At 73.6% G+C, this 26,391-nt stretch carries 29 protein-coding genes; 9 read left to right on the forward strand and 20 right to left on the reverse strand.

Annotation, left to right across the window (positions count from 1 at the left end):
* Positions 1 to 44: 44 nt before the first annotated feature.
* From GMA12_RS09995 to GMA12_RS10005, 3 genes are all read right to left on the reverse strand, one after another.
* Positions 45 to 662, reverse strand: coding sequence for a maleylpyruvate isomerase family mycothiol-dependent enzyme (locus tag GMA12_RS09995; RefSeq protein ID WP_156269376.1), 618 nt, complete (start codon positions 660 to 662; stop codon positions 45 to 47).
* Positions 663 to 723: 61 nt separating this feature from the next.
* Positions 724 to 954 carry a hypothetical protein gene (locus tag GMA12_RS10000; protein ID WP_156269377.1) on the reverse strand — a complete coding sequence of 77 codons (231 nt, stop codon included), beginning with the start codon at positions 952 to 954 and terminating at the stop codon, positions 724 to 726.
* Between the two features lie 106 nt (positions 955 to 1,060).
* Positions 1,061 to 1,834 (reverse strand): IclR family transcriptional regulator, encoded by a 774-nt coding sequence (locus GMA12_RS10005; protein WP_156269378.1) that lies wholly within the window; start codon positions 1,832 to 1,834, stop codon positions 1,061 to 1,063.
* Between the two features lie 113 nt (positions 1,835 to 1,947).
* On the opposite strand from GMA12_RS10005, the gene GMA12_RS10010 reads away from it, so the two are divergent.
* The 3 genes from GMA12_RS10010 to dgoD are packed head-to-tail and all read left to right on the forward strand — an operon-like array spanning position 1,948 to position 4,815.
* Positions 1,948 to 3,030, forward strand: a complete 1,083-nt coding sequence (locus tag GMA12_RS10010; protein ID WP_162459707.1) for a 2-dehydro-3-deoxygalactonokinase — start codon at positions 1,948 to 1,950, stop codon at positions 3,028 to 3,030.
* Positions 3,027 to 3,653: a 2-dehydro-3-deoxy-6-phosphogalactonate aldolase gene (locus tag GMA12_RS10015; RefSeq protein WP_156269380.1), complete on the forward strand. Its 627-nt coding sequence runs from the start codon at positions 3,027 to 3,029 to the stop codon at positions 3,651 to 3,653. The genes GMA12_RS10010 and GMA12_RS10015 overlap by 4 nt, the downstream gene beginning before the upstream one ends.
* 13 nt (positions 3,654 to 3,666) lie before the next feature.
* Entirely contained in the window at positions 3,667 to 4,815 is a 1,149-nt protein-coding gene (gene dgoD / locus GMA12_RS10020; RefSeq protein WP_156269381.1) for a galactonate dehydratase, read from the forward strand.
* A gap of 9 nt (positions 4,816 to 4,824) precedes the next feature.
* Here dgoD and GMA12_RS10025 read toward each other — a convergent pair whose 3' ends face one another.
* The 7 genes from GMA12_RS10025 to GMA12_RS10055 all read right to left on the reverse strand — a co-directional run bounded on the left by GMA12_RS10025 (position 4,825) and on the right by GMA12_RS10055 (position 11,436).
* On the reverse strand, positions 4,825 to 6,081 hold the full coding sequence (locus tag GMA12_RS10025; protein WP_156269382.1) for a sensor histidine kinase: 1,257 nt from the start codon (positions 6,079 to 6,081) through the stop codon (positions 4,825 to 4,827).
* Positions 6,074 to 6,775 carry a response regulator transcription factor gene (locus GMA12_RS10030; RefSeq protein WP_156269383.1) on the reverse strand — a complete coding sequence of 234 codons (702 nt, stop codon included), beginning with the start codon at positions 6,773 to 6,775 and terminating at the stop codon, positions 6,074 to 6,076. Before GMA12_RS10030 ends, GMA12_RS10025 begins: the two co-directional genes overlap by 8 nt.
* A 19-nt stretch (positions 6,776 to 6,794) precedes the next feature.
* A complete protein-coding gene (locus GMA12_RS10035; RefSeq protein WP_156269384.1) occupies positions 6,795 to 7,145 on the reverse strand; it encodes a hypothetical protein in 351 nt (116 codons plus the stop codon).
* Positions 7,146 to 7,282: 137 nt separating this feature from the next.
* Complete coding sequence (locus GMA12_RS10040; RefSeq protein WP_156269385.1) at positions 7,283 to 9,088, reverse strand: Ig-like domain-containing protein; 1,806 nt, start codon at positions 9,086 to 9,088, stop codon at positions 7,283 to 7,285.
* A 196-nt stretch (positions 9,089 to 9,284) separates the two neighbouring features.
* Positions 9,285 to 9,875, reverse strand: a complete 591-nt coding sequence (locus GMA12_RS10045; protein WP_370831093.1) for a signal peptidase I — start codon at positions 9,873 to 9,875, stop codon at positions 9,285 to 9,287.
* An 89-nt stretch (positions 9,876 to 9,964) separates the two neighbouring features.
* The gene (locus GMA12_RS10050) at positions 9,965 to 10,525 is read right to left on the reverse strand and encodes a TasA family protein (RefSeq protein ID WP_156269387.1); all 561 of its coding nucleotides are present in this window, start codon (positions 10,523 to 10,525) and stop codon (positions 9,965 to 9,967) included.
* 215 nt (positions 10,526 to 10,740) lie between these two features.
* Complete coding sequence (locus GMA12_RS10055) at positions 10,741 to 11,436, reverse strand: dienelactone hydrolase family protein (protein WP_162459708.1); 696 nt, start codon at positions 11,434 to 11,436, stop codon at positions 10,741 to 10,743.
* A gap of 225 nt (positions 11,437 to 11,661) precedes the next feature.
* Here GMA12_RS10055 and GMA12_RS10060 point away from each other — a divergent pair, with 225 nt between their 5' ends.
* Positions 11,662 to 12,420, forward strand: coding sequence for a zinc metalloprotease (locus GMA12_RS10060; protein WP_156269388.1), 759 nt, complete (start codon positions 11,662 to 11,664; stop codon positions 12,418 to 12,420).
* A 99-nt stretch (positions 12,421 to 12,519) separates the two neighbouring features.
* Complete coding sequence (locus GMA12_RS10065) at positions 12,520 to 13,407, forward strand: GmrSD restriction endonuclease domain-containing protein (RefSeq protein ID WP_156269389.1); 888 nt, start codon at positions 12,520 to 12,522, stop codon at positions 13,405 to 13,407.
* Here GMA12_RS10065 and GMA12_RS10070 read toward each other — a convergent pair.
* Positions 13,404 to 13,805, reverse strand: coding sequence for a hypothetical protein (locus GMA12_RS10070; RefSeq protein WP_156269390.1), 402 nt, complete (start codon positions 13,803 to 13,805; stop codon positions 13,404 to 13,406). The two genes, GMA12_RS10065 and GMA12_RS10070, sit on opposite strands and share 4 nt — an antisense overlap.
* A 132-nt stretch (positions 13,806 to 13,937) precedes the next feature.
* Between GMA12_RS10070 and GMA12_RS10075 the strand changes: the two genes are divergently transcribed.
* Together GMA12_RS10075 and GMA12_RS10080 are read left to right on the forward strand one after the other, a co-directional pair.
* Positions 13,938 to 14,414 carry a DedA family protein gene (locus GMA12_RS10075; protein WP_162459709.1) on the forward strand — a complete coding sequence of 159 codons (477 nt, stop codon included), beginning with the start codon at positions 13,938 to 13,940 and terminating at the stop codon, positions 14,412 to 14,414.
* A 91-nt stretch (positions 14,415 to 14,505) separates the two neighbouring features.
* Positions 14,506 to 15,513, forward strand: coding sequence for an SDR family oxidoreductase (locus GMA12_RS10080; RefSeq protein ID WP_156269391.1), 1,008 nt, complete (start codon positions 14,506 to 14,508; stop codon positions 15,511 to 15,513).
* Positions 15,514 to 15,631: 118 nt separating this feature from the next.
* Here the strand turns inward: GMA12_RS10080 and GMA12_RS10085 are convergent, their stop codons facing one another.
* A complete protein-coding gene (locus tag GMA12_RS10085) occupies positions 15,632 to 16,735 on the reverse strand; it encodes an oxidoreductase (RefSeq protein ID WP_156269392.1) in 1,104 nt (367 codons plus the stop codon).
* Positions 16,736 to 16,984: 249 nt separating this feature from the next.
* Between GMA12_RS10085 and GMA12_RS10090 the strand changes: the two genes are divergently transcribed.
* Positions 16,985 to 17,299, forward strand: coding sequence for a hypothetical protein (locus tag GMA12_RS10090; protein ID WP_156269393.1), 315 nt, complete (start codon positions 16,985 to 16,987; stop codon positions 17,297 to 17,299).
* 55 nt (positions 17,300 to 17,354) lie between these two features.
* On the opposite strand, the gene GMA12_RS10095 is transcribed toward GMA12_RS10090, so the two are convergent.
* From GMA12_RS10095 to GMA12_RS10120, 6 genes are read right to left on the reverse strand one after another with little or no spacing between them, the layout of a single operon-like run.
* Complete coding sequence (locus GMA12_RS10095) at positions 17,355 to 17,657, reverse strand: hypothetical protein (RefSeq protein WP_156269394.1); 303 nt, start codon at positions 17,655 to 17,657, stop codon at positions 17,355 to 17,357.
* A 16-nt stretch (positions 17,658 to 17,673) separates the two neighbouring features.
* The gene (locus GMA12_RS10100) at positions 17,674 to 18,426 is read right to left on the reverse strand and encodes an SDR family NAD(P)-dependent oxidoreductase (protein ID WP_156269395.1); all 753 of its coding nucleotides are present in this window, start codon (positions 18,424 to 18,426) and stop codon (positions 17,674 to 17,676) included.
* Between the two features lie 20 nt (positions 18,427 to 18,446).
* Positions 18,447 to 19,226 carry an SDR family NAD(P)-dependent oxidoreductase gene (locus GMA12_RS10105; RefSeq protein WP_156269396.1) on the reverse strand — a complete coding sequence of 260 codons (780 nt, stop codon included), beginning with the start codon at positions 19,224 to 19,226 and terminating at the stop codon, positions 18,447 to 18,449.
* Positions 19,223 to 20,563, reverse strand: coding sequence for an MFS transporter (locus GMA12_RS10110; RefSeq protein WP_156269397.1), 1,341 nt, complete (start codon positions 20,561 to 20,563; stop codon positions 19,223 to 19,225). Before GMA12_RS10110 ends, GMA12_RS10105 begins: the two co-directional genes overlap by 4 nt.
* Positions 20,564 to 20,590: 27 nt before the next feature.
* Complete coding sequence (locus GMA12_RS10115) at positions 20,591 to 21,478, reverse strand: polysaccharide deacetylase family protein (RefSeq protein WP_156269398.1); 888 nt, start codon at positions 21,476 to 21,478, stop codon at positions 20,591 to 20,593.
* Between the two features lie 28 nt (positions 21,479 to 21,506).
* Positions 21,507 to 22,475 (reverse strand): asparaginase, encoded by a 969-nt coding sequence (locus GMA12_RS10120; RefSeq protein ID WP_156269399.1) that lies wholly within the window; start codon positions 22,473 to 22,475, stop codon positions 21,507 to 21,509.
* Positions 22,476 to 22,654: 179 nt separating this feature from the next.
* Between GMA12_RS10120 and GMA12_RS10125 the strand changes: the two genes are divergently transcribed.
* On the forward strand, positions 22,655 to 23,656 hold the full coding sequence (locus GMA12_RS10125) for a LacI family DNA-binding transcriptional regulator (RefSeq protein ID WP_156269400.1): 1,002 nt from the start codon (positions 22,655 to 22,657) through the stop codon (positions 23,654 to 23,656).
* A gap of 30 nt (positions 23,657 to 23,686) precedes the next feature.
* On the opposite strand, the gene GMA12_RS10130 is transcribed toward GMA12_RS10125, so the two are convergent.
* Positions 23,687 to 24,748 carry a LacI family DNA-binding transcriptional regulator gene (locus tag GMA12_RS10130; RefSeq protein ID WP_156269401.1) on the reverse strand — a complete coding sequence of 354 codons (1,062 nt, stop codon included), beginning with the start codon at positions 24,746 to 24,748 and terminating at the stop codon, positions 23,687 to 23,689.
* Positions 24,745 to 26,217 carry a GH1 family beta-glucosidase gene (locus GMA12_RS10135; RefSeq protein WP_156269402.1) on the reverse strand — a complete coding sequence of 491 codons (1,473 nt, stop codon included), beginning with the start codon at positions 26,215 to 26,217 and terminating at the stop codon, positions 24,745 to 24,747. Before GMA12_RS10135 ends, GMA12_RS10130 begins: the two co-directional genes overlap by 4 nt.
* Positions 26,218 to 26,391: the final 174 nt, after the last annotated feature.

Here is a 26,391-nt window from a genome sequence, read left to right on the forward strand (position 1 = left end):
GGCAACCGCGCTGCGGGCCGGCAGCCGGGGCGGGCACGCCGCACTCAGCGGACGAGGGCCGCGGCACCCGGGCCGGTGAGCTCCCCCTGCTCGACCGCGCGCCCGGACACCGCCAGCAGCAGGGCGACGGCAGTCCCGCGCACGTCCGGGCCCGTGCCGGCCTCGAGTCCGGCGTCGGTGGCCACGAGGCGCACCCCGTGGGCGCGCTCCTTTCCCCCGCCGAATCGCACGCTGGTCCGCAGCTGGTGGCGCAGGGCCTCGGCGACGGACGCGGGCGGATAGTCGCGACGGATGCCGAGGGGCCGCCGGATGTCCTCCCCGTGCACGAACGCCTCGACCAGCCGGGTGGCCGGCGCCGCCGGGGCGCTCGTCGTCCGGTCGCTGACCGCGCGGAAGGCGGCCAGGGTCGCGCGCGGATCGGCACGGCGCTGCCGGGCGATGCCCCGGGCGTTGCAGCGGTCGAAGTCGAGGCCGGCGGCGGCAAGACGGCACAGGAAGCCCGGCCGCGTCGTGCTCGCGTCGTCGACGAGGTGGGCCAGCACGTCGTGGACGTCCCAGCCGGGGCACAGCGACGGGGTGGCCCACTGCGGCCCCGGCAGGTGCTCCAGGTCCCGGGCCAGCGCCTGGCGCTCGGCGTGCACCACGGGCCAGATCTCGGTCATGCGGACTCCTCTGCTCTCGGCGGGACGCCACCGGACGAGGCCGTTCGGCGCCGTGCCCGCTCTACGTCGTGGGCGGCTCCGGGTCGGTGTGCGGGTCGGTGCCGCGGCGCAGGAGCGCGCGCTGCCGCAGCAGGCCGGAGATCACGAAGCTCAGCGCCAGCGAGCAGACGAGCGCCACCAGGTGGCTGTCCAGCAGCCATGACAGCAGCGGCAGGAGACCGCCCAGGCACACGGCCGCCAGCAGCTGCTCCTTGGGCGAGCCGGCGGGCTGCGGAGTCTTCCCGTCGTTCATTCCTCCACCCTAGGGACCGCGCCCGAGGCCCCGGCGACCGACCCGCCCTGACGGTGCCGCCCGGGGAACCGGGACCGCGCGTGCCCGCCCGCGGGCGCGGCCCGGGTCACGCGCTGCGGCCGAGCTCGCGCCCGATGGCCTGCGCCGCCTGCCGCACGACCGGCACGAGCGCCTGCATGCGCTCGGCGGGCATGTACGGCTGCGTGGCCGAGACGCTGATGGCCGCGACGACCGCGCCGCGGGCGTCGCGGACGGGGGCCGCGACGCAGCGGATCCCGGGTTCGTTCTCCTCCAGGTCCATCGTGCTGTCCTGGCCGGCGTAGTCCTGCATCGTCCGGCGGAACGCGGCGAGCTCCTCCGGGGAGTGCGCCCCCGGGTGCTCCGCGGTGTACTGCTCCGCCCACCGGTGGGGCTCGTCCAGGAGCAGGGACTTGCCGATGCCCGTGCGGGTCAGCGGCATCCGGTGCCCGATCCGCGAGCGCATCTCGGCTCCCCGCGAGCCGGGGATCTTGTCGAGGTAGAGCACCTGCCCGGCGTCCTCCACGGCCAGGTGCACGGTGTCCTGCACCGTGGCCGCCAGCCGCTCCAGGACCGGGCGCGCGAGGACCGGCAGGGGTTGCTGGTGCAGGGCGCGGAAGCCGTAGTCGATGAGCTGCGGCCCCAGCGTGTAGGACGTGCCGTGGACCGTCCGGACGAAGCCCCGCTGCTCCAGCAGCTGGATCAGCCGGTGCGCCGTGCTGCGCCCGATGCCGGTGGCGTCCACGACGCCCTTCAGGTCGTGCGCGCCCTCCGCGACGGCGTGCAGGATGTCGAGGCCGCGGGCGAGGGTGAGGGTCCCCTGCGGAACGGGTGCCCGGGGCGGGCTGCTCTCGGAGGTCATGCAGGGAAGTCTAGGAGGCGATCCTGCCGTTGCCCGGACCTGGGCGACACCGCCATGTCCCGATATGTACGACGCCATTCGACATAGTGAGATGCATGTCGCACACTCCGAGTGTGCCCCAGCTCTCATTCGACCCCACCGGCCCCGACCCGTCGACCCCCGACCCGTCCGCGGCCGGCCCGGGCGCCTCCCGGCTCGTCGCCCTGGACTGGGGGACGACCTCGGCGCGGGCCTACCTGCTCGACAGCACCGGCCCCGTCCTCGACACCGCACCGGCGGGCCGGGGCATCCTCGCCGTCACCGACGGGCTGGCCACCGCGCAGGACCGTCGCGCGGCCTTCGAGGAGGAGTTCGAGCGGATGTGCGGGCCGTGGTTGGAGGCGCACCCGTCGGTCCCCGTGCTGGCCTCCGGCATGGTCGGCAGCAACCAGGGCTGGGCGGACGTGCCGTATCAGCGCCTGCCCCAGGACCTCGGCGCCCTGGCCGGGGCGCTGACGGCGATCTCCACCCGCCGTGGGCCCGTGCACGTGGTGCCGGGCCTGCTGACGGACGGCGAGCTGCCCCAGGTGATGCGCGGGGAGGAGACCCAGATCCTGGGCGTGCTCGAGTCCGCCCAGGGCGACGCGGACACCCGCGAGCAGCACGGGACGGTCGTGGTCCTGCCCGGCACGCACACCAAGTGGGTGCGCGTGGAGGGACGCCGAGTCCTCGACTTCCTCACCGTGATGACCGGTGAGGTCTACGGCCTGGTCACCCGGCACAGCATCCTCGGCCGGCTGGCCCGCCGCCCCGACGCACCCGATCTGGAGGCCTTCGACCGCGGGGTCCGGACGTCGCTGAGCGCGGACCCCGGCGGCGGGATCCTGGCCACCCTCTTCTCCGCACGGACCCTGCCGCTGACCGGGCGCTTGGCCGCCGAACAGGTGGACGACTACATCTCCGGGCTGATGATCGGCGCCGAGGTGGCCTCCTGCGTGCGCGACTGGCTGGCCGCCGGCTCCGGCGGCTCGCCCGGCGACCGGCCGGCCGAGGTTCTGCTGTGCGGGGAGCCGGAGCTGTGCCGGCGCTATCAGCGCGCCCTGCACCAGCTCGGCGTCGACGCCCCGGTGGTCGGCGGCGACGTCGTCACCCACGGCCTGCGGAGCATCGCGCTCGCCGCCGGCCTTCTCGATCCCCCCGCGAAAGGAACGGCATGACTCACACTCCCACCGGCCTCGTCGCCATTCTGCGGGGCCTCACCCCGCAGGAGGCCCCCGAGGTCGGGGACCGGCTGTACGCGGCGGGCTTCCGCGCCCTCGAGGTCCCGCTGAACTCCCCCGACCCCCTGGACTCCGTCCGGGTGCTGCGCGAGAACCTCCCGCAGGACTGCGCCGTGGGCGCCGGCACCGTCCTGACGGTCGAGGAGGTCCGGGCCGCCCGTGCCGCGGGGGCCGGCCTCGTCGTGTCCCCGGCCATGGACCCGGAGGTCATCACCGAGACGGTCCGCCTCGGCATGCGCAGCTACCCCGGCGTGGCCACTCCCACCGAGGCCTTCGCCGCCATCCGGGCCGGCGCCCGGAGCCTCAAGCTCTTCCCCTCCGACGCGGTCGGGATCGCCGGGATGACGGCCTGGCGGGCCGTGGTCCCGGCGGACGTCGAGTTCCTGCCCGTGGGCGGGGTCGACGCCGAGAACCTCCGGGACTGGGTGGCCGCCGGGGCCGGCGGGGCGGGCATCGGCTCGTCCCTCTACCGGCCCGGCGTGTCCGGGCCCGACCTGTCCGCCCGCGCCGAGGCCCTCGTCCGGGCCTGGCGCTCGGCGAGCGAGCACCCCGAGAAGTGAGCGAGGAGACCCCATGAAGATCACCGGCGTGACCACCTACACCGTTCCCCCGCGGTGGCTGTTCCTGAAGATCGAGACCGACGAGGGCGTCGTGGGCTGGGGCGAACCGGTCGTCGAGGGCCGGGCGGCGACCGTGGCCGCCGCCGTCGAGGAGCTCTCGGACTACCTGCTCGGCCAGGACCCCCGCAACATCGAGGACCTGTGGACCGTGCTGTACCGCGGCGGGTTCTACCGCGGCGGGCCCATCCTGATGAGCGCCCTGGCCGGCATCGACCAGGCCCTGTGGGACATCAAGGGCAAGGCCCTCGGGGTGCCGGTGCACGAGCTGCTCGGCGGGAAGGTCCGCGACCGCATCCGCGTCTACTCCTGGATCGGCGGGGACCGCCCCACCGAGACCGCCGCGGCGGCCCGGGCCGCCGTCGAGCGCGGCTTCAGCGCCGTGAAGATGAACGGCACCGCGGAGCTGCAGTACGTCGACAGCTGGGACAAGGTCGACCTGTGCCTGGAGAGCGTGCGGGCGGTCCGCGAGGCGGTAGGGCCGGACATCGGCATCGGGGTGGACTTCCACGGCCGCGTGCACAAGCCCATGGCCAAGGTGCTGCTGCGCGAGCTCGAGCCCTACCGGCTGATGTTCATCGAGGAGCCCGTCCTCAGCGAGAACGTCGGCGGCTTCCTCGACCCCCTGCGCAGCACGTCCACGCCCATCGCCCTGGGCGAGCGGCTGTTCTCCCGGTGGGACTTCAAGGACGTCCTCGCCTCCGGCGCCGTGGACATCATCCAGCCCGACCCCTCCCACTGCGGCGGCATCACCGAGGCCCGCAAGATCGCCCACATGGCCGAGGCCTACGACGTCGCCCTGGCCCTGCACTGCCCCCTGGGCCCCATCGCCCTCGCGGCGTGCCTGCAGATCGACGCCGGCTGCTACAACGCCTTCATCCAGGAGCAGAGCCTGGGCATCCACTACAACGAGAGCAACGACCTGCTGGACTACCTGGCCGACCCGTCGGTCTTCGACTACGAGGACGGCATGGTCCGCATCCCCGGCGGGCCCGGACTGGGCATCGAGGTCAACGAGGAGTACGTCCTGGAACGGGCCCGGGAGGGCCACCGCTGGCGCAACCCGGTCTGGCGCCACGCCGACGGCTCCTTCGCGGAGTGGTGAGCCGGCGCCTCAGCCGGCGGCCGGCACGCGCGCCGGATGCTGCGGCAGGCGCAGCAGGAAGGTGGTCGTCGGCGTCTGCTCGAGCGTGAGACTCCCGCCGAGGGCCTCGGCCAGCTCGGCGGCCACGGCCAGGCCGATGCCCTCGCCGTCGGCGCGGGTGGTGACGTGGCGGTCGAAGATGCGCCGGTCGGCGGGGCGGGGGCCCTCGTCCTGCACCGCGAGCGCCCAGTGCGTCCCGGCGTCGTGCGTCCGGACGCGGACGTCACCGGCGCCGTGCACGAGGGCGTTGTGGATGAGCACGTCCAGGATCTGCTGGAGTGGGCCGGGGCTCGTGCGGGCCCGGGCCGGCTGGGGCGCCATGGCGCTGACGGCCCGGCCCTCCGCACCGGCCTGGGCGTTCCAGCGCTCGGCGGTCTCCGCGGTGAGCAGGGCCAGGTCCACCGGCACCGGGCGGTCCAGGCGGCGGCCGCGGGAGAGATCGAGCAGCTCGCTCACCGTGCTCCCGAGCCGGTCCAGCTCCCCCAGCGCCCGGTGCAGCTGCTCGGCCGCCGCCGGGGTGGTCTCGGGCCAGTAAGTGAGGTCCTCCAGCTCCAGGCGCAGGGCGGTGAGCGGGGTGCGCAGCTGGTGGGAGGCGTTGGCGGCGAACTGGCGCTCGCGGCGCAGGAGGGCTTCCAGCTGCCGCGAGCTGGCGTGCAGGGCCGCGCCGATGGCCCGGGCCTCCGGCAGCGAGGAGTCCAGCCGCGGCAGGCGGAAGGTGCCGTCGCCCAGCTGCCGGGCGGCGTCGGCCAGCCGCTGGAAGGGCTGCGCCAGCCGGCGGGACAGCACCACGGCGGCCACGACGGCGAGGCCCACCAGGGCGAGACCCAGGAGCACCACGGGCATCACGGCGTCGGTGATGCGGTCGGTCACGGCCGGGCCGGTGCGGGTCAGCTCCACCACGGTGCCGTCCGGCAGGGTGCGGGTCGCCACGATATCCGCGGCGTGGTCCCCGATCGTGCCCGCGGTGGCGAGCACGGCGCCGTCCGGGTCACGGTGCACCAGCCGTTCCCCGGCGCCCACGAGCCCGGCCAGGTCGGCGTCGGAGATCGCGCCGCCCGCACGGGAACGTTCGGTGAGCACGGCCGCCACCAGGCCGGCGGAGTGCTCGGTGTGGCGCGTCACGGTGCTGTGGACCTCGTCGGCCACCATGTAGGCGCGCGGCACGGCGAACAGGGTGATCACGGCGATCGTGAGCCCCACGAGCGCCGCGATCAGCCGTTCACGCATCCGCCGGGTCCTCCTCGAGCCGGAAGCCGATGCCGCGCACGGTCACGATCTGGGCCGGCGCGCCGGAGGTGTGCAGCTTCTGGCGCAGGCGGGCGACGGTGACGTCGAGGGTCTTGGTGGAGCCGAACCAGTTCTCGTCCCACACCCGGTCCATCAGCTGCTCGCGGGTCACCACGCTGCCGCGCACGCCGTCCAGTTCGGCCAGGACGTCGAACTCCTTCGCGGTCACCGGCAGGGCGGTGTCCGCGACGAAGGCCTGCCGGGACTGCGGGTCCACCCGCAACCCGTGGGACGGCGCCGCGTCCTGGGCCGCGGGGGCCGGTGCGGCGGCCTGCCGGCGCAGCAGCGCCCGGACGCGGGCCAGCAGCTCGGCCAGGCTGAACGGCTTGGCCAGGTAGTCGTCGGCGCCCACGTCGAGGCCGACCACCCGGTCGATCTCCGAGCCGCGGGCCGTCAGGATCAGCACGGCACCGGTGAATCCGTCCTCGCGCGCCTGACGGCACACGTCCAGCCCGTCCCCGTCCGGCAGGCCGAGGTCCAGGACGACCAGGGGCGGATGTGCGGCGGCGATCCGGTCGAGCGCGGCCTGCGCCGTGCCCACCCGCTCCACGGCGTACTGCTCCCGCTCGAGGGCGCGGGTCAGCGGGAGGGCGATGCCGTCGTCGTCCTCCACCAGCAGAAGGGTGTGTGCCATGGCAAAAGAATATCCATTCTCATGGGAATGCCCGCAGTGTTGCGCGCCGGTCCCGCTCCAGCGTCACGAGGAGGACGACGGCGCCCAGCAGGGCGGCCCCTGCCGTGGCCGGAAGGCCGACCCGCGCCACGGCGTGGCCGACGCCGGGCAGCCCGAGCACGAGCAGCAGGCCCTCCGCCAGCAGGGTCAGCGCCGCCAGCGTCACCAGGGCGAAGCGGGCCGTGAAGTCCCAGCGCCGGCGCAGTCCCGCGGCGGCCGCGGCGCACAGGGCGGCGCCGAGCACCAGCAGCACGCTGAGGTAACCGGCCTCGATGCGCAGGAGCACGGCCTGGCCGAGCTGGACGGCCGCAAGCACCAGGGCGGCCGGCACCGCGGTCCGGTTCCTCGACGCCGAACCCGGCCCGACTCTCGGTGACAGCCCCGACGTGGTCTGCGACGTGACCCGCGGCGGTGTCGGCGGAGTTCCCCCGGACGCGACCCGCGACGTGGTCCTCGGCACGGTCCGCATCAGAACTCCCGATCCAGGACGCCGGTCTCGGTGACCGGGCTCGTCGAGGCCGGCTTGCCGGCCAGGTCCACGACCGCCGCCGAGGGCGTCCACACCATGGCAGCCCCTGTGGAGGTGGTGCGCAGGCTGCCGGCGCCGCTGATGGCCGCGCCCAGCGTGACGGTGACCGTGCTGCGGGTGACCCCGTTGACGACTACCGTGCTCGTGGTCATCGTGGCGTTGAACGTGGCGGTCCGTCCGCTGCGGATGTAGGTCTGCCGCAGGTTCACCGAGCCCAGGTTGCTCACCGCGCCGGCGGTGCGGCCCACGGTGAGGACGGAACCGGTGCTGGTGCCGTTGAGCGTCACGACCACCGAGGTTGCCTGGGCGCCGTCCCAGCCCGGGATGACCGAGGCCGGGGCGATCTGTCCCGTGTACGTGTAGGTGATGGTGTCCCGGGCGTCGAGCCGGCCCACCGTGGTGCCGCCGTTGGCGGTCTGCACGTCGGCCCCGCGCAGCGGAGCATTGTCCACCTGCCGGGCGGCGACGACGGCGGAGACGGTCTCCCGGTTCTGGGTGTCCTTGAGGACCGCGCGCAGGTCGTAGGTGCCGTCGGCCACGGAGGCGGTGCTCCAGTCGCAGCTGTACGGGGCGGTGGTGTCGGTGCAGATGGTGGTGAAGGTGGCGCCCTTGGTCGGCGCGTACTGGATCTGCACGGAGCTGATGCCTGCGGTGGAGTTGGCGACGGCCCTCAGCGTCTGGATCCCGCTGAGGTAGGCGCCCGGGTCCTCCAGCGAGGCGGAGGACACGGTGTTGTCGACGGTGCGGTTGGTCACCGCGGTGGAGGTGGTGCTGTTCCCGACGGCGTCGGTGGCGACCGCCCGGAAGCTGTACGTCCCGCCGGCCAGGCGCGTCGTGTCGAAGCGGCAGCTGTAGGGCTCCTCGGCGACCACGCACAGCTGCTGGTAGGCGCTGCTGCCGGTCGGCGCGTACTGGAGTTCGACCTGGGCGATCCCGGAGTGCGCGTCAGCGGCGGTGGCCGCGAAGGTGCGGGTGCCGCTGAGCGGGGACCCGGGGTCGGTCATGGTCACGGTCGGCGCGGTGTTGTCGACCAGGACCTCGGTGCGGGTGGCGGACACGGTAGTCGTGCTCCCGGTCACGGCCACCGCGCGCAGGTCGTAGTCGCCGGTCAGCCCGGCGGTGTTCCACGAGCAGGAGTACTGGCCGGACGGCGCGGTGCACGCCGTGCTCCACTTGCCGTTGGTCGAGCCGCTCGCGATGTACTCGAAGCTCACGGCCGGGGTGGAGGTGCCGGAGTGGACCACCGTGGCGGTGAGCTGCACGGAGCCGCGCAGGGCGTCCCCGGGGTCGGCGAGGAACACGGTCGAGGTGTTGGCCACGAGCGTGTTCACGCTGCTCGAGGCGGCGCTGTAGCCGGCCTGGTCCGTGGCCACCGCCCGCAGGGCGTAGGAACCGTCCGCCACACCGGCGGTGGCCCAGGAGCAGCTGTACGGCGCCGCGGTGTCGGCGCAGACGGTCTCCCACGTCCCGCCGGCGGCGGGCTGGTACTGGATCTCCACGCCGGTGATCCCGGACTCGGCGTCGGTGGCCGTGGCGCTCAGCGTCACCGTGCCGGTCACCGTGGACGCCGGGGCGGTCATCGTGACCTTCGGGGGCGTCCAGTCGGCGGCGGCCCGGACGGTGCTCTGGCCGGTGCGGGAGGCGCTGGTGAAGGCGGCGGAGGAGTGCGCGACCGTGGCGGACAGACCCAGGAGCGCACCGAGCACGACGACGAGGACGGCGGTCAGGACGGTCCGTGCGGTCATGGCGATCAGTGGCTCCCGGAGGCGGCGGTCGAGGTGGAGTGGTCGGTTCCCACGCTAGAGAGCGGCGGGCAACAGCATCGGAACAATTCCGGCGGCCCCGCCCACAGTTGGGGAACACCTCCGCGGTGGAGGAGCACGCGACCGGGACCAGGGCGTCGAAGCGCTCGTTCGTCCCGGGGCGTTTCCCTCTCCGGTGTCAGGCGGCGGGAACGGAGCCTCGTGTCCGGGAGGCGGTGCCCGCTGGGCGACCGGCGCGGGTCCGGGGGCGGCGCAGCACCTGCACGACCTCGACGAGGCACCGAAGGGCGATCGCCGCGGCGGGGACCCCGATGACCAGCTGACGGGTCTGCGGGTCGGACAGGGCGATGAACACCCAGCCCAGGTGGGGGACGGCGTACTCCAACCGCGCCTGGGTGGGGCCGGGCAGCTGGAAGGTCCACGGGTCGGGGTCGGCGTTGGCGTCCCCCTGGGTGCGGAACACGGGACCGGTCTCGGAGGGCTCGACGGAGAGCACCCGGTGGGTGACCAGCCCGGTGAGGCCGGAGTCCGGCGGCGGCAGATAGGTGATGACGTCCCCGACCGCCAGGTCCGCGACCGGCACCTCGCTCTCGATGGCCAGGGTGCCCTTCTCGAAGGTCCCGGACATCGAGGCGCCCGTGATGACGTAGCGCTCGTAGCCCAGGACGCCCGGCACGAGCATAGCCAGTGCCAGCGCCAGCACAACGAGCGACGCCAGGTTCAGGACGGTCCGGGAGAGCACCCGGGTCACGGTCCGCAGTGCGCGCACGGTGGCCTCCTGCTGCGGGATCGCCCCGCCGTCGTCGGTGAACAGAACGGACGCCGGGGCGGTCCTCCCGGACCGTCCCGGCGGGTGGATCAGCGGTTGTAGGTCTCCGCGGCCGCCTGCACCGCGTCCCAGCTGTAGGTGGCGGTGGCGGTCTTGCCCTGCTCGGTGTTGTCGGCGGACTGGGCGAGCGTGACGCTGAAGACGAAGGTCTTGGCCTGGCCCGGGGTCCAGTCACCCAGGGTCAGCGGGCCGGCGGCGGTGAGCTCGCCGAAGGTGCCGGTCCACACCGGGGCGCTCGCACCGGACTCGGTGATCGTGAGCCTGAGGTTGGACTTCGTGGTGAAGCCGTTCGTCGCGGTCTCCTTCAGCTTGAAGCCGGCCCCCAGGCTGCCGGAGTTGGTGATGGTGACCGAGCCGTTGACCGTGTCGCCGGGCTTGAGGTTGTCGACGTTGAAGATGGCGCTGTTGGCCTTGGAATTCGTCTGGGTCAGCGTGCCGGTGGTGAAGGCGTTGGCGGAGTTCACGGAGTTGGAGGTGAAGTCCGCACCGGACCCCACGGCGAGCGCGGCGGCGGCGGCGAGGCCGGCCAGGGGAACCAGGACGCGGTAGCGGCGGGGGCGGGAGACGGCGGCGACGGCGGTGGCGGTCATGGGGAGAGCCCTTCGTTCAGGTGGAGCGCTGCGGCGAGTTGTTGTGCTCCACGCTACGGAGCGCCGTTCCACCGTCCGGCCACAGGTTCCCCTCGCGGAGGCCGCAGTTCCACCACGTCTTCACGCGGCGGAGACCGTTTTCCACAGCCTGGCAACAGAGGGCCGCCCCAGCGTCTCCCCGTGTGGGCGCCTCGGGGGACAGCCGTCGTCGACGACTACCGCACGTGCTCGCGCAGGAACGCGACCGCGCGTCCCCAGGCCAGCCTGGCCTCGTCGGGCCGGTAGTTGCGCCGGTTCTCGTCGTTGTGGAAGGCGTGCGGGGCGTCGTAGAAGCGGAACTCCACGACCGGGGCCTCGGACTCCCGTCGGATCTGCTCCTCCAGGGCCTCGGCCTTCTCGACCGGGTATGACCTGTCCTGCCGGCCGTAGTGGCCCTGCACGGCCGCGCGCAGCCCCTGGTAGGCGTCCGGCAGTCCCTGGCCGACGCCGTAGAACGGCACTGCCGCGCTGATCCGCTCGCCCTGGTCCGCGGCGAGCGCCAGCACGAATCCGCCGCCCATGCAGAAGCCGATGGTGCCCAGGGTGGCGCTCGTGACGGCCTCGCGTCCCAGCAGGAAGTCCACCGCTCCGCCGAGCAGGCGGGCGCCCTCCTCCTCGGGCAGCCGGGCCATCATCGCGGCGGCCTCCTCGGCGTCGTGGGTGATGGACCCGCCGTAGAGGTCCGGGGCCAGGGCCACGAAGCCCTCCGCCGCCAGCCGGTCGGCCACGTCGCGGATGTGGTCGGTCAGCCCCCACCACTCCTGGACCACGATGACGCCGGGGCCGCGGCCGGCCTCCGGCAGGGCCAGGTAGCCGTGGGCCTGGCCTCCGGCCGAGGGGAAGGTGACGTTCTGGTGCGGGGTCTGCTCCACTGCGGTGCTCCTTCGTCGGGGTGCCGGACCCGGCCAGTGTAGGCAGGCGGTCCGTCATGTTCTGACGGGAAGGCCGGCATCCTCGTTTGCTTTCGTACACTTCAGTACGGTCGGTGGGGCCGGACGGACCGAGCACTGGAGTCGGGGACGATGCGCGAGCACTGTGGCACCACGCCGCACCGGTTTCCCCGGCGACGCAGCCGGGTGTGGCGGACGAGCCCGGCGATGGGGATCGTGCTGCTGATCATGCTCTGGTGCGCCCCCGGCCTCGTCGACCGCTACGCCCTGCCCGTCCTCCGCCCGTACCTGCCGAACGCCTCCGCGCCGCCGCCCGGGGTGGAGGCAGCCCGGGCCCCGCTGGGCGCCCCGCCGGTCGTCGCGGAGGAGGGCGGCTACCGCTTCATGGACTCGCCCGACCCGGAGCAGGAGATGGTCGCCTATGACCCCTGCCGGCCGGTGCACTGGGTCGTGCGTCCGGACGGCGCCCCGCCCGGAGGGCAGCAGCTCGTGGAGGAGGCCGTGGCCGAGATCTCCGCGGCCACCGGCCTGCAGTTCGTCCACGACGGCACGACGACGGAGGGTCCCGACGCCCAGCGGGAGCCCTATCAGCCCGACCGGTACGGCCGGAGGTGGGCGCCGGTGCTCATCGCCTGGTCGGACCCGGACGAGGTCCCGGCGCTGGCCGGCGACGTCGTGGGCCTCGGCGGCAGCACGCCCCGGGGAGCGCCCGGGCAACCGCTCGTCTACGTCACCGGGCAGGTCACCCTCGACGCCCCGGGCCTGACGCGCATCCTGCAGGCGCCCGGCGGCGCCCACCACGTCCGCGCGACGATCGTGCACGAACTGGCGCACGTGGTCGGGCTCGCCCACGTGGACGACCCCGCCCAGATGATGCACCCGGCGGGTGAGGCCACGACGCTCGCCGCCGGCGACCGGGCCGGCCTCGCCGAGCTCGGTTCCGGCCGGTGCGTCCCGCAGCTGTGATCCCGGCCGGCGGGCACTCCAGCCTGTGACAGGTCGGCTGACGAGGGAGAATGGACCTCCATCCGCGTCCGGTGAGGGCGCGCCGTTCCCAGGAGATCCATGCAGCACGCGCACGACCCCTCGGCCCGCCGGGCCGGCCGGCACCCGGCCCGCTGGGTGGTGGCCGCCCTGCTCGCCCTCGCCCTGCTGAGCGGGTGCACCGCCCCGGCCCGGACCACCGTGGACGCCTCCCCGGCCGGGCGGGCCCTCGAGGCGCTGCCCGTCGAGGAGGCCGGCACCGGCGACGACTACGACCGGCTCGCGCAGTTCGGGGACTGGGCCGACCCCGACGGCAACGGCTGCGACACCCGCAACGACGTCCTGGCCCGGGACCTGACCGGTGTGGTGCTCGGCGACGACGGGTGCACCGTCCTCTCCGGGACGCTGGAGGACCCCTACACGGGGACGACGATCGACTTCCGCCGCGGTCCGCTGACCTCCGCCGACGTGCAGATCGACCACGTGGTGGCGCTCAAGAACGCGTGGGTCACCGGCGCGGACCGGCTCAGCGCGGACGAGCGGCAGGCGCTGGCCAACGACCCGCTGAACCTGCTGGCCGTGGACGGGCCCGCCAACGGGGACAAGTCCGCCTCGGACGCCGCCGGATGGCTGCCGCCGAACGAGGCGTTCCGCTGCCCGTACGTGGCCCGTCAGATCGCGGTGAAGACCCGCTACGAGCTCTTCGTCACCACCGAGGAGAAGGCGGCCATGGCCGAGGTCCTGGCCGGGTGCCCCGAGCAGGACCTGCCCGACCACGCCCCTGCGGCCCGGGCCGATGCGCCCTCCCCCGGACCGTCCGCCCCCGGACCGTCCGCCCCGGACAAGGTGTACTACCCGGACTGCGACGCCGTGCGCGAGGCCGGTGCCGCACCGCTGCGCGCGGACGAGCCCGGCTACCGCCCGGCGCTGGACCGCGGCGGAGAGACAGGCGTGGCCTGCGAGGACTAGCGGTGCTGCTCGGCTGCCGGCTCCTGCGGCGTGATCTCCTCGGTCGGGAGCTCCTGCGGCTCGGCCTCCGGGGCCGCGGGCTCCTGCAGTCCGGTCTCCGGCGCCGCCGGCTCGGGAGACGCGGTCCCCTGCGGCGCGCTCTCCTGCGATGCCGCGGCGGACCAGGTGGCGCCCGGCGCCCGCGGCACCCCGGCCGCGAAGGCCTCCCGGACGGCGGCCGACTGCTCCTCCGGGCCCGCGTGCTCGGCGGCGGCGATCACGGTCACGAACGCCTTGGTGTCGTGGACCAGGTCGGTGATCGTCTCGGGCGAGTCGACGGCCCAGCCGTAGGCCGTCGCGTAGTCCACGGGGCGCCCGCCGGAGGTCACCGTGCCCCGGTCGTCGATCTCCACGCTCATGCTCGTGCGTCCTCCTGTGCTGGTGACCGCCCCGGAAGGGCCGGATCTGAGGCGAGGGTATCCCAGGGCGGGGCGGTCCGTGCTGACATCCTGTCGTCGGGTGTTGTCAGCTCCGCTCCCTAGACTGGACCGGTGCAGGCCTGGATGGAGTCCCTCCCCCTCGGTGCCGCGATCCTGTTCTTCTGGGCCGTGGGCATCGTGCGCACCACGGCCGTCTTCGCCCTGGGCCGCGCCGCGGCCACCGGCGGCAGCCGGCGCTCCGACCGTGTCCGCCGGCTGATGGACACCGCCCTCTACCGGCGGGCCCAGCGGCTCGTGCACCGCTGGGGCGTGCTGGCCGTGCCCGCCTGCTTCCTCACCGTGGGCCTGCAGACCGCCGTCATCCTCACCACCGCCGTCACCGGCATGCCCCTGCGCCGCTGGATCCCCGCGATGCTGGTGGGCACGCTCATCTGGGGCATCATCTACGGGACGGTCGGGATGGCCGTGGTCTGGGCCTGGCTGCGGGAGCCGTGGGCCGTCGTGCTCGTCGTCGCCCTGCTGGCCCTGCTGGCCGCCGCCCGTGCGGCCCATGTCCGCTGCAGCGCCCGGCGCGCCGCGGACCGGTAGACGTCTCCCTGGCACATTTCATCAGCACACTTGCTGTCTCCCGCGGCGACTCTCTACGGTGGATCCACACCCACCGACAGGAGCCCCGATCATGCAGCTCAAGCCCATCGCGGACCAGGTCGTCGTCGTCCTGGGCGCCTCCAGCGGCATCGGCCGCGCCTCCGCCCTGCGCCTGGCCGAGAAGGGGGCGGCGCTCGTCGTGGCGGCCCGCAGCGAGCCCGGACTCCAGTCCCTCGTCCAGGAGATCACCGACCGCGGCGGCCGGGCCACCTCCGTGGTGTGCGACGTCGTCGACCTCGACCAGGTCCAGGCCGTCGCCGAGGCGGCGGTGTCCGCCTACGGGCGGATCGACACCTGGGTCAACGTGGCGGCCGTGCTCGTGCACGCCCCCTTCGAGCAGACCCTGCCCGAGGAGTTCCGCCGCCTCATGGAGATCAACTACCTCGGCCAGGCGCACGGTGCCCTGGCCGCGCTGCCGCGCCTGCGCGAGACGGGCGGCGGCGCCCTGATCACCGTCTCCTCCGTGGAGAGCCGGGTCGCCCTGCCCCGGCACAGCGCCTACGCCGCCTCCAAGCACGCGGTGGAGGGCATGACCGACGCCCTCCGGCGGGACCTCATGGCCGAGGGCGCGCCGATCTCGGTCACCAGCGTCAAGCCGGCCACCATCAACACCCCGTTCTTCACCAGCGCGGCCCACACCCTGGACGTGGAGCCCACCGGCCCGCCGCCGGTCTACCAGCCCTCCGTGGTGGCCGACTGCGTGCTCTACGCCGCCGAGCACCCGGTGCGGGACCTGTACGCCGGCGGGGCGGGGCGGATCATGTCCGCCGTCCAGGCCCTCGCGCCGCGGCTGATGGACGCGGCGCTGTCCCGGGCCGTGCCGCTGGAGACCACCTCGACGCCCGCCCCGGGCGGCGCTCCGGGCACCCTGTACGCCCCGCGGGAGGACGACAACCGTGCCGAGGGGGACTTCGGCTCCCGGGCGCACGGCTTCAGCGCCTACACCTGGCTGCAGACCCACCCCCGCGCCAAGCCCCTGCTGGCCGGTGCCGCCCTCGCCACGGTCGCCCTCGTCCTCGACCGCCGGGACGGCCGCTGAATCCTCGCCCGGGGCGGCGCCCGTCCCCGCTCCGGGGAGCGTTCCGGGGAACGTTCCGGGGACGGGGCCGGGCCGGGCGCGCCCTGCGCCCGGCCCGGTGCCGTGCTGAAGTCAGCGATCAGCCCCGCAGGGACAGCTCCTCGTCCTTGATGTCCGCGAGCGGGCCGAGCACGGCGCCGTCGAACGGCACCGGCTCCCGGCCCTCCCGCACCAGGTGCGGCCAGTTCCGGTTGGCCAGGGCCCCCTTGCCCAGGGCGACGACATCGGCCGCGCCCGTGCCCAGCAGCGCGGCCGCGGCGTCCGGGTCGTCGAGGTGGCCGTTGGCGATCACGGTGACCCCGGAGTGCTCCTTGGCGAGCGCCGCCAGCGACTCGCCGTCCTCACCGAAGGCCGGGGCGGTGGCCCGGTGCTCGGTGGTGTGGATGAAGTCGACGCCCGCGGCGCCCAGGGCCGAGAAGATCACCCGGGCCTCCTCGGCGCCCCCGCTCCACCGGTGCTCGGTGTCGCTGACCTTGGCCTGGGAGATGCGGATCCCCACGGTCATCTCCGGCCCCACGGCCTCGCGCACGGCGCGGCAGACCTCCACGGCGAAGCGCACCCGGTTCTCGGGCGAGCCGCCGTACTTGTCGGTGCGCCGGTTCAGGTAGTCGGTGAGGAACTGGTCCAGCAGGTACCCGTTGGCGCCGTGGATCTCCACCCCGTCGAAGCCGGCGTCCTGGGCGTGCAGGGCGGCCGTGACGAAGCCGTCCCGGACCCTGTCCATCTGCTCCGGGGTGATCTCCTCGGGCACGGGGAACGGGCCCTCGCCGCGGTAGAAGCCGAGCTGCTCGCCCTTGGGCGCCACCGCGGAGGGCCCCACCGTGGAGTCCACGTACCGGTTGCCCTGGGTCTGGGCGCCGGCGTGCATGAGCTGGGCGAAGATCCGCGCCCCGGCCGCGTGCACGGCGTCGACGACGGGGGCCCAGGACTTCGCCTGCTCCACGGTGGCGATGCCCGGCTGGTGCAGGTACCCCTGGCTGTAGGCGGTGTCGGGGTAGATCCCCTCGGTGATCAGCAGCCCGAAGCCGCCGCGGGCGAAGGTCTCGTAGTAGGAGACCATCCGGTCGGTGGCCCGGCCGTCCTCGGTGGCGCTGATGCGGGTCATCGGGGCCAGGGCGACGCGGTGCGCCACCTCCGTGGCGCCGATCCGGACGGGTGACCAGAGCGGGGCGAACTCCTGCATGGGCATCTCCTTCGATGTCTCGGGTGGTGAGATCTGGATCTGTGCGATCTGGGTCTGTGCGGTGTCGAACTCCACGGCCTCGAGCCGTCGACACGGTCGTGGGTGGGGCCGCCAGCACCTCCTGGGCCCCACGGTCTGGGCCCCACGGTGGAGCGAACGCCCGTGCCGGGCGTGGCATTCCGCCGGGAGGCCGGCCCCTCGCCCGGATTCAGCGGATTTTCATGGAGGAGCATTATTGTTGCAAGTGTGATGTCCACGATGCAGACCCCACTTCCCCACATGTTCGCCGCCAGCCTCTACGCCGCTGAGCGGCTGCTCGCCGAAGCCATCCACGACGAGCACGTGAGTGTCGACGCCGTGGTCGTCCTCGACGCCCTGACCGAGCACGTCACGGCCGAGGAGGCCCCCTCGCTCGACGCCGTGGCCCGCGACGCCCAGCTCACCCCGGAGCAGCTCGACGCCGCCCTGCGCGATCTCGCCGAGCTGGGCTACCTCCAGGAGCTGGCCGAGCACGCGCCGCACCTGTCCGGCCTCCGCGCCGCCGCCTTCGGCGCGGCGGCCTGACCGGGGCCGGCCTCCGCGCGGAGGCCGGCCCCGCCGGCAGTGGGTTGTCGACCGCTCAGGGGCCGGGCGCCGTGACCAGGGCAGCCACGAGATCGGCCCCCGCCGCGTCCTCCGGCACCGCGCTCCGGTCCAGCAGACCGCGTTCGGCGAGCTCGGCCACGAGGTGCTCGAGGTCCGGGAGGACCTGCTGCGCCCCGGTCCGCGACCGCAGCAGCCACCGGTCCCCGAACAGGGTGATCGTGGCCCGGGGGCCCACCTCCCGCCGCAGCGCGGCGAGCACCGCCCGCTTGCCGCCGTGGAGGTTGAGGTGGGCGGTGGCCGGCGAGACGGCCCGGCCACCCGGGCATCCTGCGCACATGGGGGACTCCTTCGGGCTACGGCATCACGTCGCCGCTGTTGGGCCCGAGCGTCTGCCCCGTGTAGAGGTCCCCGCCCGGCGAGGAGGCCAGCAGCAGCGCGGTGGGCGCGATCTCGTGGGCTTGACCGAAGCGGCCGATGGGCAGCTCCGCCTGCTTGGCCGCCTTCCAGTCCTCGGACAGCCCCTCGATCAGCGGTGTGACGACGGGCCCCGGGGCGATTGCGTTCACCAGGACGTGGTGCTCGGCAAGCTCCAGCGCCATGGCCTTCGTCATGCCGATGACCCCGGCCTTGGCGGCGACGTAGTGCGTCAGACCGGTGCCGCCCTTGATGCCCAGCTGGGAGGCGATGTTGATGATCCGCCCACCGCCGCGCGCCACCATGTGGGGCGCGGCCCAGCGGGCGGCCAGGAACACGCCCTTGAGGTCCACGGCGAGGACCTTGTCGAACGTCGCCTCGCTCATCTCCAGCAGGGGCGTCTCGTCGAGGATGCCCGCGGCGCTCACCAGGACGTCGATCCCCCCGAGCTCCTCGGCCACCCGGTCCATCGCCGCCCGCACGGCCTCGCCGTCGGTGACGTCCACGGCGAGCGCTGCGGTCCGCCCGCCGAACGCTCCGGCCTCCTCGGCGACCGCCCGGGCGTGCTGCCCGTCGCGGTCCAGCACGGCCACGTCGGCGCCCTCCTGGGCGAAGAGCAGGGCGATGGCCGCGCCGATGCCGCTGCCGCCGCCGGTGATGACGGCGACCTTGCCGGTCAGTTGCTGTTGCATGTCTGCCTTTCCTGGACGGTTCAGCTCGGCCAGCGGACGGTGAGTCCGCCGTCGACGATCAGCTGCTGGCCGGTGACGTAGGCCGAGTCGTCGCTGGTGAGGAAGCGGATCGTGCGCGCCGCCTCGTCGACGTTGCCCACCCTCCCCCACGGGATGATCGAGCCCGCCGCGTCGAGCCCCTCCCGGCCCAGGGAGTTCACGGAGTCCAGGGACTGCGGGCTCTCGATCAGCCCCGGGATCACCGTGTTGACCCGGATCTTGCGCGGCGCGAGCTCCACGGCCAGGGACCGGCAGAGGCCGAGCAGCCCGGCCTTCGCCGCGGCGTAGTGGGAGTGCTCCTCCCAGCCGTAGACCCCGCCCGCGATCGACGACGTCGCGACCATGGCCCCGCCGCTCGTCATCCGGGCGCTGCAGGAGCGGAAGACGCGCATCACCCCGGAGAGGTCGACGGCCATCATGTCGTCCCACGCCTGGTCGGTCATGTCCGCCAGCGCGGCACGGCGCAGGATCCCGGCGGCGGCCACCGCGATGTCCAGCCGGCCGAACTCGTCGAGCGCGGCCTGGGCGAGCGCCTCGGTGTCCTCGAAGCGGCGCACGTCCATGGGCACGGCCGTGCACCGGCCGCCGGCGGCCTCCACAGCGCGGACGGTGTCCGTGGCGTCGTGGGGGTCCGCGGGGAGATAGCCGATGACGCTGTGCGCCCCGGCCCGGGCATAGGCCGCCGCCAGGGCCCGGCCGATCCCGCTGCCGCCGCCGGAGATCACGGCGACCTTTCCCTCGAGACCGTCGTCGCGGATCATGCGATCACCGTGGTCTTCAGGTGGGCGTCCTTCAGGGTGCGGGTCCCGGCCATGCACAGCGCCGAGAGGATCAGACCGCCGGAGCCGGTGATGATCGCGGCCCAGACCGTGTCCACCCCGGCGGTGAGCAGGATGGTGAGCAGCCCGGAGCCGGCGATGCCGCCGAGCGGAGCCATCACGTGGGCCACGTTCGCGCCCATGCCGCGCACCTGCGGCGGGAAGGACTCGCCCATGTAGAACAGCAGGGCCGCGTAGGGACCGGTGAGGAAGAACAGCGTCATGGCGTACAGCGGGATGATGTAGCCGGAGGTGCCCGGACCCAGCAGCATGGCGAGGCTGACGACGCCGCCGGCGATCCAGCCGAGGACCACGGTCGGCTTGCGGCCGATCCTGTCGCCCAGCCAGCCGTGGAAGACGTAGCCCACGAAGCCCACCGCGTTGGAGAGGACGAGGATGATCAGGGCGTTGTCGAAGGACACGCCCTTCGCCTCGACCAGGATCGTGGTGCCCAGGACGGAGAACACCTGGATCGCGAACCAGTTGAAGAACCACGCCAGGGACAGGCAGGTCGTGTGCCGGCGCAGTTCCGGGGTGAAGACGTCCTTGACGCCGGTGTGGTGGTGGGCCCCCTCCTCGAGGTCGTGCTCGGCGGCGAGGGCGTGTGCTCCCGCCACGTCGCCGGCCGCCCGGCGACGCCGGACCTCCCGCATGGCGGCGAAGGTCGGGGACTCCGGCAGGCGCAGGGCCAGGAGCACCACGATGACCGACAGCACCGCGGCGACCACGAACGACCACCGCCAGCCGATGATCGGCAGCGTGATCGCCGACAGACCGGCGGAGACGAGCGCGCCGACCGGCCACCCGCCCTGCACGAGGGAGTACATGAGGCCGCGGCTCTTGGCCTCCTTGTACATCTCGTTGAGGTAGACCGCGTTGACGACCTCCTCGGACATCGAGAAGCCGGAGAAGGAACGGATGATGACGAGGCTGACCGCGCCCATGGCGGCGCCGGTGAACCCCGAGGCCAGCGCGCCGCCGAGCATCAGGACGATCAGTGCCTTCTTGCGGCCCATCCGGTCGATGATGGTGCCCACGGCGAGGGCGACGAGGAAGACGCCGATCGTGGCATAGGTGTTGATGGCGGTGGACTCGGCCACCGACCAGCCGAACTCCTCGGCGATGACCGGGAGCAGCGTGCCGAAGAGGGTGAAGTCGTAGACGGAGGCCACCCAGGCGATGAAGCAGACGACGGAGACCTGGCGGATCGTCTTCGGCGTGATCTTGACGTTCCACGGCTCGACGCCGGAGGGCGTCGTGTTCGAGCGCAGTGAGGACATGGCGGTGGTTCCTTCGGACGAGCCGGATCAGCCGGCGTTGCGGGGATTGCGGGAGGCGAAGTCGCGGGCGACGTCCTCCATGAAGGCGAACTCGACGCCGTCGTGGCCCTGGATGTGGTCGAAGAGGCGCTCGAGCATCAGCAGGTTCTGCGGGCGCCCGCAGACGTCGGGGTGGATGGTGAGCGGGAAGACGGCGTAGTCCATCTCCCGGTACACCCAGTCGAACTGGTCCTTCCACAGCTGCTCGATGTCCCGCGGGGACACGAATCCGTGGCTGTTCGGGCTGGACTTGATGAACATCATCGGCGGGAGGTCGTCCAGGTACCACGAGGCGGGGATCTCGATGAGGTCGGTCTCCTCCCCGCGCACCAGGGGCTTCATCCACTCGTGGGCCGAGGCCGCGTCGTAGTCGATCTTGGTCCAGGTGTCACCGACCCGGACGTAGTACGGGGTGTGGTCGTCGTGCATGAGCGAGTGGTCGTAGAGGAACCCGCGCTCGAGCAGGATCTCGTTGGTCACCCCGGAGAACTCCCACCAGGGCGCCACGTAGCCGACCGGCTTCTTGCCGGCGCGCCGCTCGATGAGGTCGGTGCAGTAGTCGAGGATCTCGGTCTCCTGCTCGCGGGTCATCGCGATGGGGTTCTCGTGGGAGTAGCCGTGCACGCCGATCTCGTGGCCGGCGGCGACGACGGCGTCGAACTCCTTCGGGAACGTCTCGACGGAGTGGCCGGGCCAGAACCAGGTCACCGGCATCTCCCGGCGCTGGGCGAGCTGGAGCAGCCGGGGCACGCCGACCTCGCCGGCGAACAGACCGCGGGAGATGTCCCCCGGGGAGTCCTCGCCGCCGTAGGAGCCGAGCCAGCCGCCGACGGCGTCGACGTCGATGCCGACGGACACGTAGATCTTCTTGGACATGTTTCCTCCTGTGTGGTGCGGGTGGTGTTCAGAGGTGGGTTCGGAAGGCCTCGGGCATGCGGTCGGGCGCGATGCCGAGGGAGACGAGCAGCGCGGCGAGGATGCGCGCCTGGAACGGGTTGAGGTCACCGGACGGGATCGCGCCGGCGGCGACGAGGTCGGTCCCGCCGCCGTTGCCGTAGAGCGGGACGACCGGCCCCCACGGGGCGCGGGTGCTCAGCACCACCGCGCACCCGGCGTCGACGGCGCGTCCCACGGCCTCGGCGAAGCCGGGGCCCGCGTTGCCGACCCCGGACCCGGCCAGGACCACGACCTCGGCGCCGGAGCGCACGGCGAAGTCGAAGAGGTCCGGGGTCGCACCGGGATAGGCGGTGACGATCTCCGCACGCACGTCGTCGAAGGCCGCCGGGGGCAGGGGCAGCGGTTCCCGGCGGGCCGGGGCGGCCGTGACGACCAGCTCGGTGCCGGCCATGTGCGCGACCTCCACCCCGCCGCGGAACGGACTGCTCGCCGTCGTGTGCGCCTTGCGCGCCCCGCGGGCGGAGCGGACCGTGCCGTCGAAGGAGATGAGCGCTCCGGTGCCGCGCAGCCGTGCGTCGGCGGCGGCGAGCACGGCCTCGCCCACGTTGCGGGGCCCGTCCGGATCGGGGCTGTCCGCCGCCTTCTGCGCGCCGGTGAGCACCACCGCACGGTCGTCGTCGTGGACGAGGTCCAGCAGGAACGCCGTCTCCTCGAGCGTGTCCGTGCCGTGGGTGACCACCACCCCGTCGGTGCCCGGATCGGCGAGCGCCTCCCGGACGTGCTCCGCGATGGTCCGCAGGTCCTGCAGGCCCAGCCGGTAGCTGCCGGTGGTGAGGACGTCGCGGGCCGTGACGCCCAGCGCTCCGTAGCCGGTGCCGATCAGGTCCGCCGCGGTGTCGGTCGCCACGGAGCCTCCGGCACCGTTGCCGCGGGAGGCGATGGTGCCCCCGGTGCCGAGGAGCTGAACGTGAGCCAAGGAGTGTCCTTCCGGTCGGTCCGTCACCCCTGCCCGGGACGACACGAGGGAGCAAACGTGTGCGGCAATCGTTTGCGTAAGGTGTTGGGGACGACAGTAGACAGTGCCGGACGTGACTGGCAACACATTCACACAGAATTAACATCTACTACTCTGGGGAGCCGAGGAGGTGCCTGACCATGGGCGCGCGCACAGCCATCACCCTGAAGGCACTGGCCGAGGAGCTGGGCCTCAACGCCTCGACCGTCTCCCGGGTGCTCAACGACCCCAAGGGACCGGACTCCAAGTGGGCCTCGCAGGAGACCAAGGACCGGATCTTCGCCCTCGCCCGGGAGCGGGGCTACCGGCGCAATCCCTACGCGGCGTCCCTGCGCACCGCCAAGTCGCACCTGATCGGGGTCATCGTGCCGCGGCTGCAGGACTACGTGCTGGCCACCATGTACGAGGGTGTCGACGAGGCGGCGACCGAGCACGGGTACTTCACGGTGGTCTCCAACTCCCTCGACGAGGCGCCCGCGCACCGGGTCAAGGCGGAGAAGCTGCTGGACCGCCGCGCCGACGGGCTGATCTTCGGCGACGCCCGGTTCGAGGACCCCTATCTCGCCGAGCTCGCCGAGCGCGGGGTCCCCTTCACCCTGATGAACCGGCGCTCCCCACCGCACCACTCCGTGACCTGCGACGACTATGCCGGCGGGCGCATGGTGGCCGAGCACCTGCTCGCCACGGGCCGGACCCGGTTCGGGCTCATCGCCGGCGATCCGCGCACCTCCACGTCGAAGGACCGCAGCGCGGGCTTCCTCGACGTGCTCGGGGAGCACGGCGTCTCGATCCCCGCCGAGCAGGTCGTGGGCGGAGGCTTCGACGCCCCGGCGGGCGCCCGGGCCGCGGAGCGGCTGCTGGCCGGGGACACCCTGCCGGAGGCCGTCTTCGCCGTGAACGACTTCGCGGCGATCGGCGCCCTCGGGGTGCTCACCCGGCAGGGCCTGCAGGTGCCGGGGGACATCGCCCTGGTGGGCTTCAACGACACGCCCCTGGCCGAGAGCATCGGGCTCACCACCGTGCGCTCCCCCATGCACCGGATCGGCCGCTGCGCCTTCGAGATGCTGATGGACGTCCTGGACGGCCGGGCCGTGGAGAGCCGCCGCCTGCCGCCGGAGCTGATCGTGCGCACCAGCACGTAGCCACCTGGACTGCCCGGGCCGGCGTCGGCGCTACTCGGCGCGGTGGCCGCTGCTTCCCCGCACGACCAGCTCCGCCGGGAGGACGACCGGCGCCGGGCGGGCCCCCGGGGAGTCGATCTCCTCGAGCAGGAGCCGGCACGCCGTGCCGGCCATGGCCGACATCGGCTGGGTGACGGTGGTCAGCGGAGGAACGGCGGTGGCGGAGAGGGCGTGGTTGTCGTAGCCGACCACCGCGACGTCCTCGGGCACCGACCGGCCGCACCGGCGCGCGGCCTCGAGGACCCCGAGGGCCATGAGGTCCGAGGCCGCGAAGACGCCGTCGAGCTGCGGGGCCTCCTCGAAGAGCCGCAGCGCGGCCTCCTGACCCCCGGCCGTGGTGAAGTCCGCGTGCACCACCGGCCCCTCGGCCAGGCCGGCCTCGCGCAGTCCCTCCCGCCATCCGGCGAGCCGGTCGGCGGCCGCGGTCATGTCCGCCGGGCCGGCGACCGTGCCCACCCGGGTGCGGCCGCCGGCGGCGAGGTGCTGGGCGGCCAGCCGGCCGCCCTGGTAGTTGTCGGTGTCCACGTAGGGGACCCCGGGTGGGGCCTCCCAGGGGCGGCCGATGAACACGGTGGGCAGGCCGGTCCCCGGCAGGGACGTCGCCCACGGATCGTCCCGGTGGTGGGAGACCACGATGGCGCCGTCCACGTGCCCGCCGCGCAGGTAGCGCAGCGCCCGCCCGGAGTCGTCCCCGGTGCGGGACATGAGCAGGACCAGCTGCACGTCGGTCTCCCGGAGGGCGTCGGTGATGCCCGTGAGGATCACGGCGAAGAACGGGTCCGCCATGACCCGGACGTCCGGCTCCGGGATGACCAGGGCGATCGAGGAGGTGCGCCGGGTGACCAGGCTCCGGGCCGCGCGGTTGGGCGTGTAGCCGAGCTCCACGACGGCGGCGTCCACGGCCGCCCGCGCCTGCGGGCTCACCCGGTCACCGCCGTTGACGGCACGCGAGGCGGTCGACCGGGACACGCCCGCCGCGGCGGCGATGTCCTCCAGGGTGGGGCTGGGCCGCCCTGTGCCGGGGTGGCCCGGCCGGTTCCGCGCCGCACTCATCGACCGGACGGTGCGACGCCCTCGAGCGGCCCGGACTCCTGCGAGGGCGCCGCCGGAAGCGCGTTGGCCGCGGCCACGGAGGCGTACCAGCGGGCGCTGGCCTTGGGCGTGCGGCGCTGGGTCTCGTAGTCCACCCGGACCAGGCCGAACCGCTGGTGATAGCCCCACGCCCACTCGAAGTTGTCCATGAGGGACCAGGCGAGGTATCCCCGCACGTCCACGCCGTCGTCGAGGGCGTCCTTGACGGCCCGCAGGTGGGCGTCGAAGAAGTGCAGCCGGTCCTGGTCGTCCACGAAGCCCGAGGCGTCGGGGGCGTCGTCGTAGGCCGCACCGTTCTCCGTGATGAACACGGGGATGCCGGCGGGGCCGGTGTACTCGTCCTGCACCCGGTTCAGCAGCCGGCGCAGCCCCTCGGGCTGCACCTCCCAGCCCATCCCGGTGACCGGCAGGCCCCGCGGCACGGACTGCACGCGGTCAGCGGCGACGTACGGGGAGGAGACGGGACGGCTCAGCGGGGCGTGGCCCTCCGGCGCGGAGGGGGCGTCCGGCGCTGCCGTGGTCACGGCCTCCCCGTGGTAGTAGTTGATGCCCAGCACGTCCAGCGGTGCGGCGATGACGCCGAGGTCGCCCTCCCGGACGTGGTCGGCCAGGCCGAGGTGGCGCACGTCCTCGAGGACGTCGGCCGGGTACTCCCCCCGGAACAGGGGGTCCAGGAAGATGCGGTTGAACTGCCCGTCGATGCGGCGGGCCGCGTCGCGGTCGGCCGCGCTGGCCGGGTCCAGCGGATCGGGCACCGTGAGGTTCAGGGTGATCCCAAGGGTGGCCTCCGGGTCGCGCCGCCGCAGCTCCTGCACGGCCAGGCCGTGCCCGAGCAGCAGGTGGTGGGCCGCGGCGAGCGCCGCCCGGGGCTCCTGCCGGCCCGGGGCGTGCACCCCGGCCGCGTAGCCCAGGAAGGCCGAGCACCACGGCTCGTTGAGGGTGGTCCAGATCCGCACGCGGTCCCCGAGGGCCTCGTGCATGACGGCCGCGTACTCGGCGAACCGGTGGGCGGTCTCCCGGTTCGTCCAGCCGCCCCGGTCCTCCAGGGCCTGCGGGAGGTCCCAGTGGTAGAGGGTGAGCCACGGCTGGATCCCCGCCGCGAGGAGCTGGTCGACCAGGCGGGAGTAGAACGCGATGCCCTCGGGGTTGGGCGTGACGCCGTCCGGCACGCACCGGGCCCACGAGGTCGAGAAGCGGTAGGCCTGCAGGTTCAGCTCCTGCATCAGCGCCACGTCCTCCGCGGTCCGGTGGTAGTGGTCGCAGGCGACGTCCCCGTTGTGGGCGTCGACGACGGCCCCGGGAACGCGAGCGAAGACGTCCCAGATGGAGTCCTGCCGGCCGCCCTCCTGGGCGGCGCCCTCGATCTGGTAGGCGGCGGTGGCCGCGCCCCAGACGAAGTGGTCGGGGAACGACAGCGGTGTGGTGCTCATCCTGTGACTGCTCCTTGCACGGGTCCGGGAACGGGGTGGCATCCGGTCGCCACGAGGAGCGGCAGCGGGACGACGGGTGGGGCGCCGGGTTCATGGGAGCGCTCCCACTCCGCCGTCCACTGTGCGTGGCGCTCATCACGGTGTCAAGCATCCTCGCGACCCGAGGGTCGGGCG

It is taken from the genome of Kocuria sediminis (assembly GCF_009735315.1).
Taxonomy (GTDB): Bacteria; Actinomycetota; Actinomycetes; order Actinomycetales; family Micrococcaceae; genus Kocuria; species Kocuria turfanensis.